15 protein-coding genes and 5 pseudogenes are annotated in these 17,129 nt (G+C 53.5%); 10 read left to right on the forward strand and 10 right to left on the reverse strand.

What is annotated here, in order from left to right; translation table 11 throughout:
* The first annotated feature begins 388 nt into the window (after positions 1–388).
* Entirely contained in the window at positions 389–2,431 is a 2,043-nt protein-coding gene (locus JMJ16_RS33895) for a TIM-barrel domain-containing protein (protein ID WP_201388790.1), read from the forward strand.
* Positions 2,432–2,562: 131 nt separating this feature from the next.
* Here the strand turns inward: JMJ16_RS33895 and JMJ16_RS33900 are convergent, their stop codons facing one another.
* Positions 2,563–3,216 (reverse strand): hypothetical protein, encoded by a 654-nt coding sequence (locus JMJ16_RS33900; protein ID WP_201388792.1) that lies wholly within the window; start codon positions 3,214–3,216, stop codon positions 2,563–2,565.
* 267 nt (positions 3,217–3,483) lie between these two features.
* On the opposite strand from JMJ16_RS33900, the pseudogene JMJ16_RS33905 reads away from it, so the two are divergent.
* A pseudogene (locus tag JMJ16_RS33905) lies at positions 3,484–4,201 on the forward strand (IS6 family transposase).
* A gap of 260 nt (positions 4,202–4,461) precedes the next feature.
* On the opposite strand, the gene JMJ16_RS33910 reads toward JMJ16_RS33905, so the two are convergent.
* Both JMJ16_RS33910 and JMJ16_RS33915 read right to left on the reverse strand, forming a co-directional pair.
* The gene (locus JMJ16_RS33910; RefSeq protein WP_201388794.1) at positions 4,462–4,641 is read right to left on the reverse strand and encodes a hypothetical protein; all 180 of its coding nucleotides are present in this window, start codon (positions 4,639–4,641) and stop codon (positions 4,462–4,464) included.
* Positions 4,642–4,864: 223 nt separating this feature from the next.
* Entirely contained in the window at positions 4,865–5,869 is a 1,005-nt protein-coding gene (locus JMJ16_RS33915; RefSeq protein WP_201389234.1) for an LLM class flavin-dependent oxidoreductase, read from the reverse strand.
* Positions 5,870–6,056: 187 nt separating this feature from the next.
* On the opposite strand from JMJ16_RS33915, the gene JMJ16_RS33920 reads away from it, so the two are divergent.
* Positions 6,057–6,911 (forward strand): helix-turn-helix transcriptional regulator, encoded by an 855-nt coding sequence (locus tag JMJ16_RS33920; RefSeq protein ID WP_201388796.1) that lies wholly within the window; start codon positions 6,057–6,059, stop codon positions 6,909–6,911.
* Positions 6,912–7,007: 96 nt separating this feature from the next.
* A pseudogene (locus JMJ16_RS33925) lies at positions 7,008–7,226 on the forward strand (hypothetical protein); the annotation flags it as partial.
* Between the two features lie 42 nt (positions 7,227–7,268).
* Here JMJ16_RS33925 and JMJ16_RS33930 read toward each other — a convergent pair.
* From JMJ16_RS33930 to JMJ16_RS33940, 3 genes and pseudogenes are all read right to left on the reverse strand, one after another.
* Positions 7,269–7,415 (reverse strand): annotated as a pseudogene (locus tag JMJ16_RS33930) (IS5/IS1182 family transposase); the annotation flags it as partial.
* Positions 7,416–7,501: 86 nt separating this feature from the next.
* Positions 7,502–9,358 carry a recombinase family protein gene (locus JMJ16_RS33935; protein ID WP_201378906.1) on the reverse strand — a complete coding sequence of 619 codons (1,857 nt, stop codon included), beginning with the start codon at positions 9,356–9,358 and terminating at the stop codon, positions 7,502–7,504.
* Positions 9,306–9,665, reverse strand: a complete 360-nt coding sequence (locus JMJ16_RS33940; RefSeq protein ID WP_201378908.1) for a recombinase family protein — start codon at positions 9,663–9,665, stop codon at positions 9,306–9,308. Before JMJ16_RS33940 ends, JMJ16_RS33935 begins: the two co-directional genes overlap by 53 nt.
* A gap of 52 nt (positions 9,666–9,717) precedes the next feature.
* On the opposite strand from JMJ16_RS33940, the gene JMJ16_RS54875 reads away from it, so the two are divergent.
* Positions 9,718–9,894 (forward strand): hypothetical protein, encoded by a 177-nt coding sequence (locus JMJ16_RS54875; protein ID WP_236601805.1) that lies wholly within the window; start codon positions 9,718–9,720, stop codon positions 9,892–9,894.
* A 65-nt stretch (positions 9,895–9,959) separates the two neighbouring features.
* Here JMJ16_RS54875 and JMJ16_RS33950 read toward each other — a convergent pair.
* The 3 genes and pseudogenes from JMJ16_RS33950 to JMJ16_RS33960 form a co-directional block, all read right to left on the reverse strand.
* A pseudogene (locus JMJ16_RS33950) lies at positions 9,960–10,250 on the reverse strand (transposase); the annotation flags it as partial.
* A gap of 18 nt (positions 10,251–10,268) precedes the next feature.
* Positions 10,269–12,077, reverse strand: coding sequence for a group II intron reverse transcriptase/maturase (gene ltrA, locus JMJ16_RS33955; RefSeq protein ID WP_201378913.1), 1,809 nt, complete (start codon positions 12,075–12,077; stop codon positions 10,269–10,271).
* A gap of 554 nt (positions 12,078–12,631) precedes the next feature.
* On the reverse strand, positions 12,632–13,060 hold the full coding sequence (locus JMJ16_RS33960) for an IS5 family transposase (protein ID WP_201378915.1): 429 nt from the start codon (positions 13,058–13,060) through the stop codon (positions 12,632–12,634).
* Positions 13,061–13,434: 374 nt separating this feature from the next.
* Between JMJ16_RS33960 and JMJ16_RS33965 the strand changes: the two genes are divergently transcribed.
* From JMJ16_RS33965 to JMJ16_RS33975, 4 genes and pseudogenes are all read left to right on the forward strand, one after another.
* Positions 13,435–13,674, forward strand: coding sequence for a helix-turn-helix domain-containing protein (locus tag JMJ16_RS33965; protein WP_236601806.1), 240 nt, complete (start codon positions 13,435–13,437; stop codon positions 13,672–13,674).
* A 67-nt stretch (positions 13,675–13,741) separates the two neighbouring features.
* A complete protein-coding gene (locus JMJ16_RS54880; RefSeq protein ID WP_236601857.1) occupies positions 13,742–13,921 on the forward strand; it encodes a hypothetical protein in 180 nt (59 codons plus the stop codon).
* A pseudogene (locus JMJ16_RS33970) lies at positions 13,878–14,552 on the forward strand (DDE-type integrase/transposase/recombinase). Before JMJ16_RS54880 ends, JMJ16_RS33970 begins: the two are co-directional and overlap by 44 nt.
* A gap of 22 nt (positions 14,553–14,574) precedes the next feature.
* Entirely contained in the window at positions 14,575–14,808 is a 234-nt protein-coding gene (locus JMJ16_RS33975; RefSeq protein ID WP_201388800.1) for a hypothetical protein, read from the forward strand.
* Positions 14,809–14,944: 136 nt separating this feature from the next.
* Here the strand turns inward: JMJ16_RS33975 and JMJ16_RS33980 are convergent, their stop codons facing one another.
* Entirely contained in the window at positions 14,945–15,805 is an 861-nt protein-coding gene (locus tag JMJ16_RS33980; RefSeq protein ID WP_236601807.1) for a helix-turn-helix transcriptional regulator, read from the reverse strand.
* A 168-nt stretch (positions 15,806–15,973) separates the two neighbouring features.
* Between JMJ16_RS33980 and JMJ16_RS33985 the strand changes: the two genes are divergently transcribed.
* Positions 15,974–16,885 carry an SDR family oxidoreductase gene (locus JMJ16_RS33985; protein WP_201388804.1) on the forward strand — a complete coding sequence of 304 codons (912 nt, stop codon included), beginning with the start codon at positions 15,974–15,976 and terminating at the stop codon, positions 16,883–16,885.
* The last annotated feature ends 244 nt before the right edge of the window (positions 16,886–17,129 follow it).

The raw sequence follows: 17,129 nt of genomic DNA on the forward strand, positions 1-17,129 counted from the left end.
TCATCTCTCTCTCTCCTCTGGGCTATCATGTCCTGGGGACCGCGTCCATGCTCGAAACCACCACCTCGAAGGTGTGCTTGCGCGCTGGCTCAGCAATAGTCGAAGTTACTGCGCTAGCTCCAGACCTGTTTCGCGTGGGCTTCTTCCCGCATGGTCGCCCCGCGAGCTATAGCTCCGAGGCTGTGGTATCTCGGGATTGGGAACCCGGTCCCGTGGCGATCAGGGAGGGGGAGGGCGAAGTAACTATCGCTACTTCTGTTGCGACCGCGCATCTCTCGCTAGATCCTCTGCGCATCGGCTTTACCGACCAGGCTGGTCGCGCCTTCGCAACCGATGATCCAGAGCTTGGCATGGGCTGGCTGACCCCGAGCAGGCACCATCTCTCGATATGGTCAATCCGCTCGCCATCCTTGGCACACCCACGCGTGTCTATAAGCGGCATCAACCCGGAGCGCGCTACTTTGGTTGTGGCGAGCGCACAGGCGAACTGGAGAAAACAGGGACGCACCAGCTCTTCTGGAATATTGATCCACCGCGTGGTCATACTGCCCTGCAAAATAACCTGTATGTCTCGATTCCCTTTACCATGGTGATGGCCGATGGACAGGCCTGGGGACTCTTCCTGGATAGCCCGGCGCGCGTCGAGTTTGACCTGGCGCATGAGGACCCTCAGCGCTCGTGGTTTGGTGCGGAGAACGGCGATCTGGTCTACTATGTCTTCTGTGGACCCACGCCTCAGGCCGTTCTGGAGCGCTATACCGAGCTTACAGGCCGCACGCCACTTCCCCCACTCTGGTCTCTGGGCAATGGGCAGAGCCGCTTTAGCTATGAGACCGCCGAGGAGGTACGCGCCCTGGCGCGCGCCTTCCGTGAGCGCGATATTCCCTGCGATACGCTTTACCTCGATATTGATTGCCTCGATGGCTACCGCGTCTTCACCTGGGATAATACGCGCTTCCCCGATCCCGAGGGCCTGCTCTCTGAACTGCGTGAGATGGGCTTCCACGTCGTCTGCATTGTGGATGCGGGAGTCAAAGTCGATGAGAACTATGAAGTCTATACCGAGGGCCGCGAGCGTGATCTCTACTGTAAGACCCCTCAGGGAGACGACTACCAGAATGCCGTCTGGCCGGGCGTCTGTGTCTTCCCCGATTTTACTAATCCGCAGGCGCGTGCGTGGTGGGGCGACCTCCACCAGGGCCTGCTCGACGCTGGTATCATGGGTATCTGGTCCGACATGAACGAGCCTGCGCTCTTTATTCCCCTCAACTCAACCATGCCGTCAGATGTGATTCACCCAGGCGACGGGAAGGCGCGGCTACACACACAGGTGCATAATGCCTATGGCTCCTTGATGGTGCAGGCCGCGCGCGAAGGACTCTTACGCCTGCAACCCCAGCAACGACCCTTTGTTATTTCGCGCTCCGGCTACGCGGGAGTGCAGCGTCACGCCCTGATCTGGACGGGCGATAACTCCTCGACCTGGGAACACCTGGCGATGAGTCTGACGCAGTTGCTGAACCTGGGTCTCTCGGGCGTGGGCTGGGCCGGAGCCGATGTCGGCGGCTTCTATGGTGACACGAGCGGGGAACTGCTGACACGCTGGACGGAGTTTGGCATCTTCCAGCCCTTCTGCCGCAACCACTCGGAGAAGCAGACGCGTCACCAGGAGCCCTGGGTCTTTGGCGAACCCTACACCTCTACTATTCGTGACCTGCTCAAGTTACGTCAGCGCCTGTTGCCCTATCTTTACACCCTCTTCGAGGAGTGCCACCACACGGGCGCGCCCCTGTTGCGCCCCCTCTTCTGGCACTATCCCGAGGACACGGATACCTATGGTGCGAGCGACCAGTTCCTCTGTGGCGATGCCCTCCTCGTCGCGCCCATCACGCACCCTGGCGCCGAGTATCGCCATGTTTATCTCCCCGCAGGCACCTGGTTCCACTACTGGGCCGGCGAGCGCTTCGAGGGTCCGGCGCATATCCTCGCGCACGCCCCCCTTGGTCAACCCGCCCTCTATATCCGGGCCAACACCGCCATCCCGTTCTGGCCTGCTATGAACTACGTCGGCCAGGCCCCAGCTGACCCCCTGACACTCATCCTCTATCCCGCATCTGGCAGCGGGAACGCCGCGCTCTATGAAGATACAGGTGATGGATATGCCTACATCGAAGGCGAATATGCCCGGCGTACCATTCTCTGCGAGTGTGATGAAAAGCAAATTCGCGTCATCCTGGGAGAACAGGAAGGAACCTTTGTCCCCACGTGCCAGCGCCTGCATCTCGAACTGCGCGAAGTTCTCACCACGCCAGCAGAGATCAATCTAGACGACCAGCCTATTGCCTGGTATTACGACCACGAACAGCGCCGAGTCAGCATCAACCTCGCCGCCACCGCTAATGAGCAGACAATCGAAGTGTTGTTTGCGTAATTGATTGTATCCGGGGGCGGGAAATTGGCAGGCTCTCCCAAACAAATGCCCACCTGGAAGATACGCCTGGTCACTAACGACCAGACGTATCTTCCAGGTGGGCACTTTGCCAGATTTCTGCCAGGGAAAAACTAGAGGCCTTTGGGGCGCGCGGGTTTTCCGCGTTCGACGAGGTACTGATCAAATTCGTTGAGGGTGCGTACCCCATGCTGTAAGACAGCGTCATAGATATCTGTGCTGGCTACCTCGACCCGGTAGGTGGGGAGTTGATACCACACATCCTTGATCCGAAGAATGGTGAGCCGGGTTTCTGGCGTCAGTTGTTGCTCAATAGCGTCATGAAGCGGTTCTGGGCGAACTCCTTCGTCAAGCCAGAAGGAGATATCAAGCTTCCATTCAGGCTCTCCAGGGCGCTCATAGTACACCATAAAAAAATAACGCTCATCTAAGTCCGCGAGCTTGAAATGGTCGCTCTGATGCAAGTAGCGCACTTGCTTGACGCGTGGATGTGTCAACAGTGGATGCATGATCTCGAATGCGCGCTCAATGCTCAATCTCGGACTAGAAACTTGCAGGTCGATGTCGCGCCAGACCATCAATCCTAGAACAGTGCTGCCCGTTTGCCTGACGACGCCCTCTGCACTGAGTAATTCGATCAAGTTCAATTCCTTCAGTACGCTTTGCGCTTCATCTTGCAAGAGACGCTGACGTTGTAGTAACAGCTTATCTTGCTCAGGCTGTTGTGTCTCCTGGTGTACAACGGGTGAAGTACGCTCCTCATTCATTCTGTTATGTCCCTTTGCTTTCTTTTTAAGAAATATGTTCATTTGGTGAAGTTGCTAGAGCAAAAGATTTTACTCAATCTTTCTACGAAAAGCAAGTGATAAAAGAAATTTGCATGCTCGTTATCTCTATCACCGGCATACCTGCGCCATTGCTTTCATATAGTTTGAGATATGGGCTTTCGAAATAGAGGAGTGATAGTAGAGTAAGCATAAATTCTGGTATTGTCAACTTGAGAATGTAGCGGAACACTGTGTTAAAATAGCCTCATGAAAACAACAACCACTGCTCCCAATTACAGAGGCTACCGCTTCCCGCCCGAGATTATCAGTCACGCAGTCTGGCTGTATTTTCGCTTCTCCTTGAGTTTCCGTGGTATTGAAGAGCTTATGGCGGAGCGCGGCATTGTTTTGACGTATGAAACTATCCGTCAGTGGACGTTGAAATTCGGGCAAACGTATGCGAATGAGCTCAGACGCCGTCATGGTAAGATGGGCGATACGTGGCATCTGGATGAAGTCTACCTGAAGATCAACGGAAAGACCCAGTACGTATGGCGAGCTGTTGATCAGTACGGTAACGTCCTCGATATTCTCGTGCAGAGCCGACGCAACAAACAGGCAGCGAAGAAATTTTTTCGAAAACTGCTCAAAGGGCTTCAATACGTGCCACGAGTGATTATTACAGACAAACTGGCCAGCTACGCCGCTGCAAAGAGAGAGGTCATGGCAAGTGTCGAGCATCGACAACACAAGGGCTTAAACAACCGAGCGGAACGCTCGCATCAGCCGACCAGACAACGAGAACGAACGATGCGGCGGTTCAAATCAAGCAGTCCAGGCCCAACAGTTTCTCTCCGCATTCGGGCCGATTTTGGATCACTTTCGGCCCAAACGGCATCGTCTCACTGCAGAGGATTACCGTGCTCTCATGCAGGATCGTTTCCTGGTTTGGAACGAGGTGGCCAGAGGAAAGACGGCTGCCTAACGGCGATCCATTCCTTTCAATCCTCCGCTTCTCTCCTCTCCCTTTTCTCTTCTCTTCAAAAAAGCTCTTCTGTTTTCTCGCCAAGTTGACAATGCCTTGCCGGTCTGTCATATGAAGGGTTACTAACTCTTCATGTCGTGCCAAAAGATTGAGTACGGTTCGTTCGCCAATCGTCAATCCTCGTTCATGCAGGCTTTGATGGATTTCTGTCAGACTTTGATGACGTCGGTATCGCAGGAAGCCGACAAGCGCAATCACATCTAGTCCATATTCTCCATGTGGTAATGCCCATGCTCCCTCAGCTTCTGGCCGATAGGGCTGGTGATAGCGTGAACACTCTGGCGAAAGACATCGGCGCACAACCAGGTGCAAATAATGCCGCCCCGTGAGAGTGGTGACAGTGCGTTGGGTATGATAGGCAATATGAGCAGCGTTGCCACACATCAGGCACCTGGTTGAGAGAGGCTCAAGAGTCTGGGTGGGAAGCTTGTCCGAAGTATGCCGGGGCCGTGCCATGATGCTACCTTCTTTCCATTTCATTCGCGCGTCCAGATAACATGGGATAGGAGAAATCAGCAGACATATTAAAACAAAAAGCGCATCACTTGCCCGAGAAAGCCAACTTTTTGTTTCAATATGCCCGGCTTGGAACAGTCCTCTTTTTTAAAGAGAGCCAACCAGATGGAGCAACTGTTTTCGTTCACATTCCTCGTCAACAATGGGAACGAGTTGCAGCATCAGCTCATCCAAGCCACTCGCCAAAAGCTCTTTGAGACTATGACGTATGGTTTCCTCAGTACCACTGACCACCAATGTTCGTACTAAGGCATCAATTTCTTCTTCATTGCCGTCCGCTGCTCTCTTAAAGCCAGCAGCCGCCCACATCCGCGTGAAAGAGCGAAAGCGCGCGGCAAATTGTATCCCCTGGCGCATCTTTGCGCGAACTTTTTCTTCATCCGTACTCAGTGCAACCCGCACATGCGCAATGATTGGAGGGACGGGACGGCCTCGCTCCTCTGCCCCGGCGCGTAGTTGAGGCAGTGCCGACTCCAGGAGATAGGGGATTGGGCAGGCCCAGGAGATCGCGCCATCAGCTATCTCCCCTGCCAGCCTGAACGCTTTGAGGCCGACTGCTGAAGTCAAGAGAGGAACTGAAGCGCTCTGTGGCATCGTTCGCACAGAAGCGTTCAGGGGCGTGTACTCCACGTTGAAAAACGTCTCGTGGTGAGAAATCGCGCTATCATTGAAAACGCCGTGCAGGATCTCCAGATACTCCTGGAGATAGGCAAGTGGAGTTGTTTGCGCGAGGCCATACGAGTTCTCAATCAGCATCTGGTTGCCGGGACCGATCCCTAAGCGCAGGCGTCCAGGAGCGAGAGCTTCTATTGCGAAAACCTGTCGTGCCAACGTCAACGGGTGACGTGTATACACGGGAACAATCGCGCTTCCAAGCCTGATGCGCTCAGTTTGCGTGGCAACCGCCGCAAAGAACGTGACAAGGTCGGCATCTCCAGCATTCTGTGCCCAGATTTGTTGGACCCCTACCCGCTCCGCTTCGCGGACCCTGGAGATGGCGTCCAGAATATCAGTCGCCTCAGAAAAAATTCCAACACGATCACGAATGGAGCGCGGGGCCTCACCAGTTGAAAGCTGCTCTTCTTGTTGCATCACCTATTCTCTCTTTCTTTCATCTGCATGTTTTGTCCTTTACAAGGTGACCGAATGGATCAGAGGGGAATAGACGAGCCAATCGGCCTGGTGGTATTATGGAGCAGCATCCCTGCTGAAACCAGGAGTGTGTTTTCTCATAGGTGTAAAAAGTAACAGTTTTTCGCTGCTGGATAATGAGGAACAGATGACAGAACGTGTGAAGCGCCGAGCGGGACTCGCCGATTTTTTGCGTACCCGTCGTGCTCGCCTGCGTCCCGAACAGTTTGACCTGCCAACAGGTGCTCGGCGACATACGCCTGGGCTCCGACGAGAAGAACTTGCTCAGCTCGTGGGTGTGGGTATTTCCTGGTACACGTGGCTCGAACAAGGCCGAGATATTCAGGTCTCCGATCACGTCCTCTCTCGCCTCGCAGATATCTTGCTGCTCGACGGTGAGGAGCGCCGTCATTTGTTTACGCTGGCACGCGGTCACGTTCTGCTGCCAGGAGAACCAGATGGAGAGAAGCTTTCACAAAACACTCCCTATCAAGCGATCCTCGATTCGTTTCTCTACCCGGCCCAACTGCTCGATCATCGTTTGAGTGTGGTGGCGTGGAATGACAGTGCAAATCAACTCTTCGGCGATTACGCTGTCCTCTCTGAGCGCGAACGTAATCTGGCCTGGTCGCTCTTCATGGACCCGCTGCAACGTCAACGCTTTGTTCACTGGGAGCGGGCCGCACGCGGTTGCATTGCACACTTGCATGCGATGAGGGACCAGTATGGCGATGATGCATGGGTGACGGAATTGATTGCCGATTTGAGTGCCTCCAGTCCTGAATTTCGGGCCTGGTGGCCTGAGCACAAGATCCTCTTAACTTGCAATAGTTCGAGTGAAATGTATCACCCTCTGGTCGGCCACCTTACGTTTCAGCTCACGACTTTTACGGTTCCCCAACAACCTGATAGGGGAATGGTGGTCTATACCCCCTTGCCGCAGGACGACACGGCGGCCAAACTCGGTGCGTTGATGAGAGGGGAAGCGTATCCTCATCTCTAACCTGACAAGATGAGGCAACAGAGCTGTTTGGGAACAACCATCCCAGAGAAAAATGCGGTCTTAGGAAAAAAACAGCAAAAATTTTGTGGGCGCGAGCGGGAAATCCTGATTGCCGCCTATTTCTATGGTATTAAACGTGATGATGTGGACTACATCATGGAGACATTCCCCATTGTCAAGCGTGACGACGAGAAACAGCATGGCGAGTACCGCACAAAGCGCGTCATCCTGGAAATCTATGACGAGATGCTGGTAATTTGGGCCAAGAGTGATCAGGTTTCAGCACGAAGCATGATCAATCGGCACGAAGGGTGAGCAGCTCATCAATTGACTAAGAATGTGTTTGCTAAAGGGAATCTAGCCAGTCAATTTGGAGAGCCGAGCCAGCATGAGTCGACTGAGAGCCACATGGATGAATGCCTCGCTCGTATCGCAGCGACCCTCAAAGTCGCGTGAGAGGCGTCGACAGCGAGAGATCCAGGAGAACGTTCGCTCCACGACCCAGTCATACTACCCCCAAAAGCTGTTTTCTGTTTCTGAGAGCTTGCCATTGTGCAATCCTTTCTTCATTTGCTGGTATGATATCCTCGTCAAGGTTGTTCAGCAAGTGGTGCATCTGTCCAGCGGTGGCGGAAATCATCTCCAATCGCACGCTGATGGTACGCTCGAAGCCGTTCCTGTTCCGCTTCATCAGCCCACACGACCCAGCGATGCAAGGGCTCATCAAGTTGGCGTGCTCGGATCACTCCCTGACGAATCCAGTGCAAGAGCGTCCCCCGTGGAATGTGGAGGTGGCGAGCCAGTTCAGCGGGCCACCATTCGTCGGGCAGGAACCACTCATGGTGTCGAACCCGCGGGCGTGGCGCTTTCACGCCTAATTGGCGTTGCAGTTGCGAGATCATCTCTGTGCGAAAGCCGGTGGTGGAACGAGGAGGGCGAAAGCCTGCATCATTCAACGCCTGAGCAATTGCCACCGCCGCCCAGCCCGCCTCGGTGAACACCTGGACCTGGTGACAGATCTGCGGATACGTACTCAGCTCGCTTAGCTTGCCAATGGGTCGAATCACAACGCCTTCGGTGTGACTACCACCGATCCACTCGATCCGTACTTTCACCTGCTCGCTGGTGCCCTGCACATCGACAATGACTCGCTCGATGACCTGCCGCAGGATCTCTTTGCGATCGGCATCCATGGTCGTTGGAGCCGCCCAGATCGCGGGAATATCGGTCGCCAGGCGACGAATGGCCTCCCGTTCGGAATCCGAAAGCACACGAGGCTTCTGTTGGACAAATCGATGATATTCCTCCTCCAGCTGTTGCTGATCTGCCAGTTTCTCTTCCCATGCATGTTCCAGGGTTCGGGCGACGAGCCGGTGCTCAGGTTCGACCGCATGATACTGACGAGCTGCCCGCTCGGCTTCGTAGGCCGCCCGTTCTCGCCGTTGCTGCCAAAGCCGATCCAACTCAGCGCGCTCCTGCTCCACTCGTTCGGTGACTGTGAGCGATAACTCTAAGGCGGCTGGCTCCAAGGCGGCAAGAACCTGCTGGCTCACGAAGGTATCGAGGCATGGTCCCGCGAGATGTTGACATTTTGGTTCCCCGTAGTGCGTCCAGCGCTCGATACATTCATAGGTGTGAAGATGGTCCCCACCATTATCGTAATGGACATTCAAGCGACAGCCACAGCGGGCACACACGACCAAACCAGCTAAGAGAGCTGGCCCACCCCGTGCAACTCCCATGGCATCAGCACGGGCGCGGTTTGCCTGCAGTCGCGCTTGGTTGTGCTCGTATTGCTCAGGAGAAATGTAGGCCGGACAGCGGTTGGGCAGCAGAACTAGCCACTCGTCGGTGGTCATCACCACACGGCCTGTGCGTGGTCGCTCTGGCTGTTTGCGACGTGGATCTTCCTGTCGGCGTCCATAAACGTAGGAACCAGCATAGAGAGGATGTCTGAGCATCATCTGGATCGTGGCCCGATTGGGGCGGCGCCAGACGAGTTCCCCTTTGCCTGGTCCCTCTCGAACGCGAATACCCAACTGGATCTGGTGATGAGCCAGGTAGCGGACGAGTCCGCCGAGTGTGCCTAGCTCTTCAAATTTCCGGAAGAGGAACCGTACGACCTGTTGCACTTGTTCATCGGGATCGAACTGGATCTCTCCTGTAGGGCTCCAGACATAGCCAACTGGCAGCGCAAACTGCAGTTCTCCGCGCTGAGCTTTGCTCAAACGTCCCTGATGCATACGTTGCTTCAAAACATGGAGTTCAGCTTCTGACATCGTTCCTTTCAACCCAAGGAGCAGGCGATCATTGTACTGCGTCGGGTCATAAATTCCATCCAGGTCAGCAATCAAGGTATGAAAGAGCGCGCAGAGCTCTAAGAGTTGATGCCAGTCAGGGTACGGAGCGCGCCAGACGCGACATCTCGACCCCGAAGATAATCCCAACGTGGTCCAGGCTCACTTCCGAGACCAGCCGTTGGAACCCGGTTCGCCCTTGCGCACTGGCTCCCGACTTGCCCAAGTCATCATCGATCACCAGGACGCGGTCAACGCCCCACCCCAGTGTCTGAGCCCAACCAACCAACCCATATTGGAGTCGTGTGGACTCCTGATGGTCAAGGACTTGTTGAACGGTAGATTGACGCACATAGACAACCGCTAAACGCTCACGGTGCCAAGCATGGAGTTTCTCTGTGCGCAGGTCCTCGAGCGCGGTAAGGCCGGATTTATTCAGCACTGTCGTCGAGCTCATCGTCGTCCCCCTTGCTTGGTACGAGGCTTGGCTCCAGTTGGCGTTCGAGGAGGTGGCTCAACAGCCAGAGGAGTCGCTGACGACTGGTCTGAGGCAGATCCGCCCACAGGTTGATTACTTGCCTGGAATTGGGCGGGGGGGAGCTGTGTTGGGTAAGAGACTGGACATGGGACACCACCTTCCTCATGCTGTGAGGCTTGGGCCACCCGTCTCTGCTCAACCCAGGTAAGCAACTGCAGCAGCCCACTGATACCAAGCATAGGACGTGGCGTGGGTTCTGTCAACCAAAGTGTTTCAGGGGCATTGTGATTGGGTGTTCTCCACCACCCATCGACGGGGTTGGACCTGGAAGCGATGGGGCGTGCGCAGTTTGATGACCTGCACGCTCCAGCCAAACTGCTCTTGGATCCAATCGGCAAACGTGCCAGCGTATGCGCTATCGACCCACACATGTTTCATGCGAGGATATCGGTCAGGCCCATCGGCAAGCAAGAGCCTGCCGCCATCACGATCCTGGATGTCGGCAGCATGCACGCGCACTGTCTGCGCGAAGCCTTCGGTATCAACGAGCAGATGGCGTTTTCTGCCGAACCTTTTGTTAACCTAAGCAGAGGAGTCGCCTCCTTTACTCGGCTTCAAAACTGGACATGATACTTTCGCATCATCCAGCTCCTCAATGATATAGCCTTTGTCAGAGGTACCCACGACCTTCCGAGCGTGTCGTTGGTCATGGCAATGTCGATGGAGCGCAAATCGGTTGCTGATCTCATTTCCTCCGCCTTCGCTTTTGGGAGTGATGTGATCCACCTCAAGGAGATCCCCATTTTGGAACAAGAGTCCACACCATCGGCACTTGCCCTGTTGTTTCTGAAGGAGTTTTGCTAACATCCCGTTGAACATCGAATGGGTTCGTAGCCGCTTACTCCAATAGAGCAAATCACCGTCGTATGGGCTGGCTGTTCCCCGTACTTTCACATGTCGTTGGATAGGCGTTTGCGGGTGTTCTCGCAAGGTCGTTCCCTGCTGGTCAGTAAATATCCAGCCATTGCCGTCATCTACGTGCCAGTATTTCTGTGCTATCCAATGCTTGTTTTTGTTGGGGTGTCTGGAATTCGCCCATGACCTGAGTTGCAGATAGAGAACATGTCCACAATGGCTGAACGTCCGCTTTGCAGCCACAGCCCGGTAGTAGTTGGTCCATCCGCGTATCACTGGATTGAGCTCTCTGATGAGCTTATCCTGAGATGCGCTTCTGTTCTTTTTAATGATCGTCCTCATCTCGGCAACGTGTCGTTGAACGGCTTCTTTGCTCGGTGTGATGATGGTTTTAAAGCCAAGTGGAGGCCCATATTGGTTCGCTTTTCCCGAGTGGGTTTTTCCTACCGGGAATTGGCGGACGGTGAAGCCGAGAAAGTCGAAGCCAATCCGGCCCTGGTATTCTCGGAGCGTATGAGCAATCCTGGTTTTACTTGGCTTGAGTTCCAGTCCCATGTCGGCTAACCATGTCGCTAATACTTCTTGAGCTTTCTTTACACCTTCTTCTGTGGGATGGAACACCACCAGGTCATCCGCATATCGAACCAGTTGGGGTCGATCCGTTTTGGTTCGATAGGCGTTCATGAGGGCGGTCTCCATGCCATAAAGGGCTATATTCATCAATAACGGTGAGGCGACTCCTCCTTGTGGAGTTCCTCGGGTTGTCTCTTCAAAGACTCCGTGATCGACAACCCCAGCTTTGAGCCATGTCTTGATGACACGGCGCATGGTTGGGAAGGTATTCAGTTTCTCAAGGAGTGCTTCGTGGCGGATGTTGTCGAATGCGCCTTTCAGATCAGCGTCTAAGACATATTTGGCCTTATGCGCAATGATCACGAAGATCGCAGCCATCGCATCCTGACAGGAGCGTCCAGGGCGAAATCCATAACTGTTCGGCTCGAATTTGCTTTCCCATTCCGGTTCCAATGCGAATTTTACCAGAGCTTGCTGGGATCTCGTCTCCATGACGGGAATGCCCAATGGGCGCATTTCGAGTTTTCCTGGCTTCGGAATATACACGCGTCGGACCGGGAGGCTCTTCGCGCGTTTCCAGTGCTTGGGGTGAATGCGTTCGGCCAGTTCAAAGCGTTGGGCTGGGGGAACCGATTTGACTCCATCCACCCCAGCAGTTTTCTTTCCCTGGTTATCCTGCGTGACCCGTCGTACCGCCAGCAGTCGGGCTGCCCTCGACTTCATCAACAATTTTTGGAGTGAGTGGACTGCCTGTGTGTTGCCACGTTGTTGGGCTTGGAAGATGCGCTTTTGTAGCCTGTACACGTGCTGCTCGAACTTGCGCCAGGGCAGTGCGCGCCAACGCTCACTCTCAGGATCAAGAGGCGTTTGCCGCTTCATCCTGGGTGCCTTTGTCTTTGGCATACGACTGGTGCCTCTTCCTTCCATATCATCGTGCCTACGTCAGCGTATCCAGGAGCTTTCCTCCTGGCTTTTGCTTCTTAGGCAATCCCACTCTCAAGGGCATTGGTTGGAACCGGCTTGGCGTATCGACCATCGCCAAGAGCCACTTGAGAGTTATCCCGTTCCGAATATCCGTTTGTCGTTGCCGTAGGTGTGTGCTATCCACCAGATATGGGGATGAGTGAACAGAGGCGGGGAAAAAGACGCGTCTGCATCGCGATCATATCACTACCTTTTGGTCAAGTCTCTCAGCCTGTTTGACTTGTTGACGCTCATGATGGTTGGTCACGCACATTCGATTTACTCATCTTGTTAGACGAGCTTCTCACCATAGCAACCTGGCAAAGATTTCGACTCTCGTCAGGCTCAGAGTCTACTTTCACATGCCTGCTTTACGGATTGAGGTCCAGTCGCTACCGTAAGGCATGGCCATTTCCGCCTTCACCGGGCGGGAGAGGGATTGCACCTCACGTCGGATATTCAGTTATCAAGATTCATTCCTTGCTCGCCATCCCTCAGCAGCATATGCTGATTTCGGCGAAACGGGCCGCACTTTTCCCCGCATCGTAGCCGCGCTCTCCACCGCGCACCGCGCTGGTCTGGATGGTTTGGCTATCGATGCTTCCAGCAGAAGGGTCTTCCTCACGCCCCAACTCTTGGCGCAGACGTTTGCGCAAGTGACTGTGGATGCGTTCCCAGGTGCCATCGAGCTTCCAGTCACGGAAGTACTGATACACCGTCTGCCAGTTGGGCAAATCGTGGGGCATCATGCGCCACGGCTCTCCGCTGCGCAGAATATACAGGATGCCATTGATGATCTCCCGCCGCTCAATTTCGGCTGGCCGGCCTTCGGTCGAAGGCTTGGGCACCAAGGGCTCAAGAATGGCCCATTGGGCGTCAGTAACATCACTTGGGTACGCCGGTCGATTCCGGTGGGGAAGCATCACTCTGACTCCTTCTTCTAGTTCAGTTGGTCGCAACGATCTCCTTTCTTTTCTTTCTCGACAACTTTTCCATTAGCAAACAGTTTCTAAGGGAGAAACCGCTTCAGCAGCGGATCGTTCTCTATCGTTTCTGTAAATTCAGTTTTCGTTTTGCTGCCTTTGCGCGTCTCTGCATACAAAGAGTTGAGCCAGATCCGGCCCCAGCAGATTCGAGGGTGGCACATGAATCGTGCGTTCTTCACGTTACGTAGACGCTGGTAGTTTATAGTTCAATGCTCTTGCAGTTTACGCTAAGGTCATGTATGCATACAATAGTTATTGACCTGAGCATGAGGATCTAAAGTGAAGCACGATGCGAGCCGATGAACGGAGGTATGAGCAAGAAAGAACCCCTTCCCAAAGATTGGCGTGAAGGTCGACGACTGCGCGCCTGGCAACTGTATCAGCAAGGCTGGAAACAGAAAGACATCGCCGAGGCCTTGGGAGTCACGGAAGGCGCGGTGAGTCAATGGATGAGTCGAGCGAAGCAAGATGGTCCTGATGGGCTGCGCCACCAGCCACCACCAGGTTCCCAACCCAAACTGACGCCAGGAACAACGCGCCCAGTTGCCTGACCTGTTGGCCAAAGGATCGGAGCACTATGGATTTCGCGGTGAGGCCTGGACCACGGCTCGGGTGGCAGTGCTGATCAAGCAGCAATTTGGTGTCAGGTATCATCCAGCCCATTGGGAAGCGTCAGAACTGAGAGCACCGTCTGGTTTGAGAGCACTTCTTGTGGTACATTGGCAGCTGTTAAGAACACCTCAGAGGAGTGACCATGAACTGTCCATACTGTCTCTCATTGAAAACCAAGCAACGTAACAAGAAAACCACCCTTGGCTATCGAACCTATTGATGCCAGCAATGCCAACGAGCTTTCAATGAACGGACAGGAACTCCTTTTAACTCCCTCGAATATCCGACGGATATCGTCTTACTCGTCGTTTTCTATCGGCTGCGTTATAAATTGAGGTTACGTGATCTCGCTGAGATCTTCCTGGAACGTGGTTTTGCGTTTACTCATGAGGCGGTGCGCGACTGGGAAGCCCGATTTGCTCCCTTAATAACTGATCAGTTGCGGAAGAGGCGTCGTGGACAAGCAGGGGCCTCCTGGCACGTTGATGAAACCCTCTGTAAGAGTCCAGGGAAAATGGTGCTCCTTTCGTACCCACGTGCGATTCGTGAGATCCTTGGCCAGGACGTTCTCCATCGGTGTAGTCATTATCTCAATAATCAACTGGAACAAGATCATCGTGGCATCAAACAGTGTTACTATCCCATGCGTGGGTTTGGAAGCTTCATATCGGCATCGCGCTTCTGTCGGGCCTTTGATGAAGTGCGTCAGTTTTTCCGGATCCGTACAACCATAAAGCAACGTACCTCTCTACAACAGCAACGCGAGATGTTTCTCCATCGATTGGTAGCGTTGCAGGCTCTGGTACAGGCGATCTAACAGACAGAAGTTTGGATGAGGCGTGCCTCAGCACATTTGTTTGTCTCTTGTGTTCCCAGTTCTGACACATCCGGTTGATCCTTCTGACATTGCGGATGCTGCTTACGAGCTGATTTCGCATACACCTGCTGGTTCTAGTGCGACTTTTGTCGTTAGCGACTGGGCGACTGGCAACGACTGGATTGCAGCCCTCACAGAAAATGGGATTGAAAGGCTCGAACTAATTTATAAGAATTTCGTCGTCTTTTATAGCTAGCTTTGTGCCTGAATAATTTGTAATAAGTGTCTGGGCCATTTCCTTCTTCTCGATCCTGTCTATACCATCTCATTGCGTATGGTACAAAAATTGGAATCACACCTTCTGCTTATGAAAAAGAAGAGAAAAAACTTTTCTACATAGCCTCAAGCACTTGAAGTCTTGATCCAGACTCTGAAAGATCGATCAATTTCGCCTGAGTCTCTGTTCCAGAGACGGGAGTGTCCACTGTCATTTGTAAACCGGGATGACCTGCAAGCTGGAAGGTCGTTGTCTGCAAGGTTAACAACCCGACGTGAGGATGATTAAGACGCCTCTCGCTCGTATTGCATCCTTGCACATCGTAACGCGGCCACCACTTGCGAAACTCTGGACTCGCCTCTTTGAGGTCCGTGACTATTTTTGTCAGCCATGCTTCTCCAATATAGCGCTGTGTGCTGATGCGAAAGGCGGCCAGAGAGCGTTGCGCTTCTTCCTCCCAATCTACGAACAATGTGCGTTGTCGTCGATCTGTAAAGAGTAACCAGAGGAGATTGCGTTCGCGGGGAGACATCGTACTGAAATCTGCATATACCTGGCAAGCGGCCTGATTCCAGGCGATGATATTCCAGCTAGAGCAGACCACATAGGCAGGATAGACTCCCATTGTAGCAAGAATGAGTTGGAGTGCAGGATCAACCTTATCCTCCGCCGGAAATGGGGTGGCAGGAAGCTGCTCGCGCGCCAGAATAAAGAGATGTGTTTGCTCATCTGCGTCGAGTTGTAAGGCACGAGCCAGACTTTCCAGGGCTTGAGTCGAGACAGTAATGTCTCGTCCTTGTTCGAGCCAGGTATACCATGTTGCTCCCACTCCTGCGAGTAGTGCCAGTTCTTCTCGGCGCAGTCCTGGTGTTCTGCGGCGTTTTCCCATAGGCAAGCCAACTTGATCAGGAGAGATGCGCTCACGGCGCGTCCGCAGAAACATGGCTAATTCTGATCGTCGCTCTTGTTTATTCATCATCATCTTCCTTATCCAGTTAGTTTTTATACCAGAATAATTTTGCTCCTGGTCCTGGTGTCATTCTCATTGCATAATTCTAGCACACGGATGAATGTGCCTTTGCTCTTACACGCAAAGCTTTGATGGACGATTAATCTTTCTCTTCAAACAAAAGGAGTCTATAGCATGAGTTCTCAACAGGTTGTTCTTGTGACAGGAAGCAAAAGTGGGTTTGGTCGCAATATTGTTGAAACACTGGCACGGCAAGGCCATAGGGTGTTTGCTTCTCTGCGTGATATCAATGGACGTAACGCTTCATATGCAAAAGAATTAAGCGACTTTGCGCAACGCGAACAACTCGCTCTTTCCGTCCTTGAACTTGACGTAACTAACGAAACCTCAGTCAATCAAGCTGTTAAGGTAGTGGTTGATCAAGCCGGACGCATTGATGTGGTCGTGAACAATGCAGGTGTCTCATATGGTGGAATCACCGAGGGATATACGCTCGACCAGGTTCGAGCGCTGATGGAGGTGAACTTCTTCGGACCCGTTCACGTGGATCGCACGGTCCTTCCATACATGCGCCAGCAGCGCAATGGGCTACTGATCCATATATCCTCCATTTCCGGTGGCTTAGCTTTTCCCTTTACAGCCCTGTACTGTGCCAGCAAATGGGCTCTTGAAGCACTGGCAGAGAGCTATCACTATGAACTTGCCCCCTTGGGTATTGAATCGATCCTTGTAGAGCCTTCACTGTTTCCAACAGAGATACTGTCGAGCCAGCAGACCCCACACGATCAGGAACGCTTGATTGATTATGGAGCGATCAATGACATCGCTGTACAAACATGGCATGCTATCGAAGCAGCGAACAATAGTCCTGATGCGCCAGATCCACAAATCGTTGTCGATGTGGTTGCCGATCTCATTGCACAACCACGAGGGACGCGTCCCCTCCGAACGACCGTTGGTAACGACCTGGGGTTAGCATCCTTGAATGCTGCAAAAGCACAGACTCAACAGACAGTACTCGATGCGTGGGGGTTGACTGAACCACTCGCTTTCAAGATACCCGGTGAAGTCACAACAGAAAGGTAAGCCTTCTGAAGTGTGAAGGGATAACGAAATCGGGTTGGTGCGCTCGGCGCGCCAACCCGATTTCGTTATCCCTTGTTTTACAATGATTTTACCTCTTTTGTCGGCGTTCTCTTCCTTACTGCTCTCTTGCTCTCATCTCATTGCGCATCCCGTGGGCTTTTACGTCCTTCGGAAGGTGGAGAATGAGCAGCTCTTCCCAAGTGATTCACCGTTCGAGTTCGCACAGGCAAACATGCCCTATGTG

The sequence above is a fragment of the Ktedonobacter sp. SOSP1-52 genome (assembly GCF_016587395.1).

What these genes read in the sequence shown, in the direction of transcription:
- JMJ16_RS33980 (WP_236601807.1), bottom strand. Translation starts at nt 15,805, where the DNA reads ATGAATAAACAAGAGCGACGATCAGAATTAGCCATGTTTCTGCGGACG.
- ltrA (WP_201378913.1), bottom strand. Translation starts at nt 12,077, where the DNA reads ATGCCAAAGACAAAGGCACCCAGGATGAAGCGGCAAACGCCTCTTGAT.
- JMJ16_RS33895 (WP_201388790.1), top strand. Translation starts at nt 389, where the DNA reads ATGGTCAATCCGCTCGCCATCCTTGGCACACCCACGCGTGTCTATAAG.
- JMJ16_RS33920 (WP_201388796.1), top strand. Translation starts at nt 6,057, where the DNA reads ATGACAGAACGTGTGAAGCGCCGAGCGGGACTCGCCGATTTTTTGCGT.
- JMJ16_RS33965 (WP_236601806.1), top strand. Translation starts at nt 13,435, where the DNA reads ATGAGCAAGAAAGAACCCCTTCCCAAAGATTGGCGTGAAGGTCGACGA.
- JMJ16_RS33940 (WP_201378908.1), bottom strand. Translation starts at nt 9,665, where the DNA reads ATGAGCTCGACGACAGTGCTGAATAAATCCGGCCTTACCGCGCTCGAG.
- JMJ16_RS33985 (WP_201388804.1), top strand. Translation starts at nt 15,974, where the DNA reads ATGAGTTCTCAACAGGTTGTTCTTGTGACAGGAAGCAAAAGTGGGTTT.
- JMJ16_RS33915 (WP_201389234.1), bottom strand. Translation starts at nt 5,869, where the DNA reads ATGCAACAAGAAGAGCAGCTTTCAACTGGTGAGGCCCCGCGCTCCATT.
- JMJ16_RS33900 (WP_201388792.1), bottom strand. Translation starts at nt 3,216, where the DNA reads ATGAATGAGGAGCGTACTTCACCCGTTGTACACCAGGAGACACAACAG.
- JMJ16_RS33960 (WP_201378915.1), bottom strand. Translation starts at nt 13,060, where the DNA reads ATGCTTCCCCACCGGAATCGACCGGCGTACCCAAGTGATGTTACTGAC.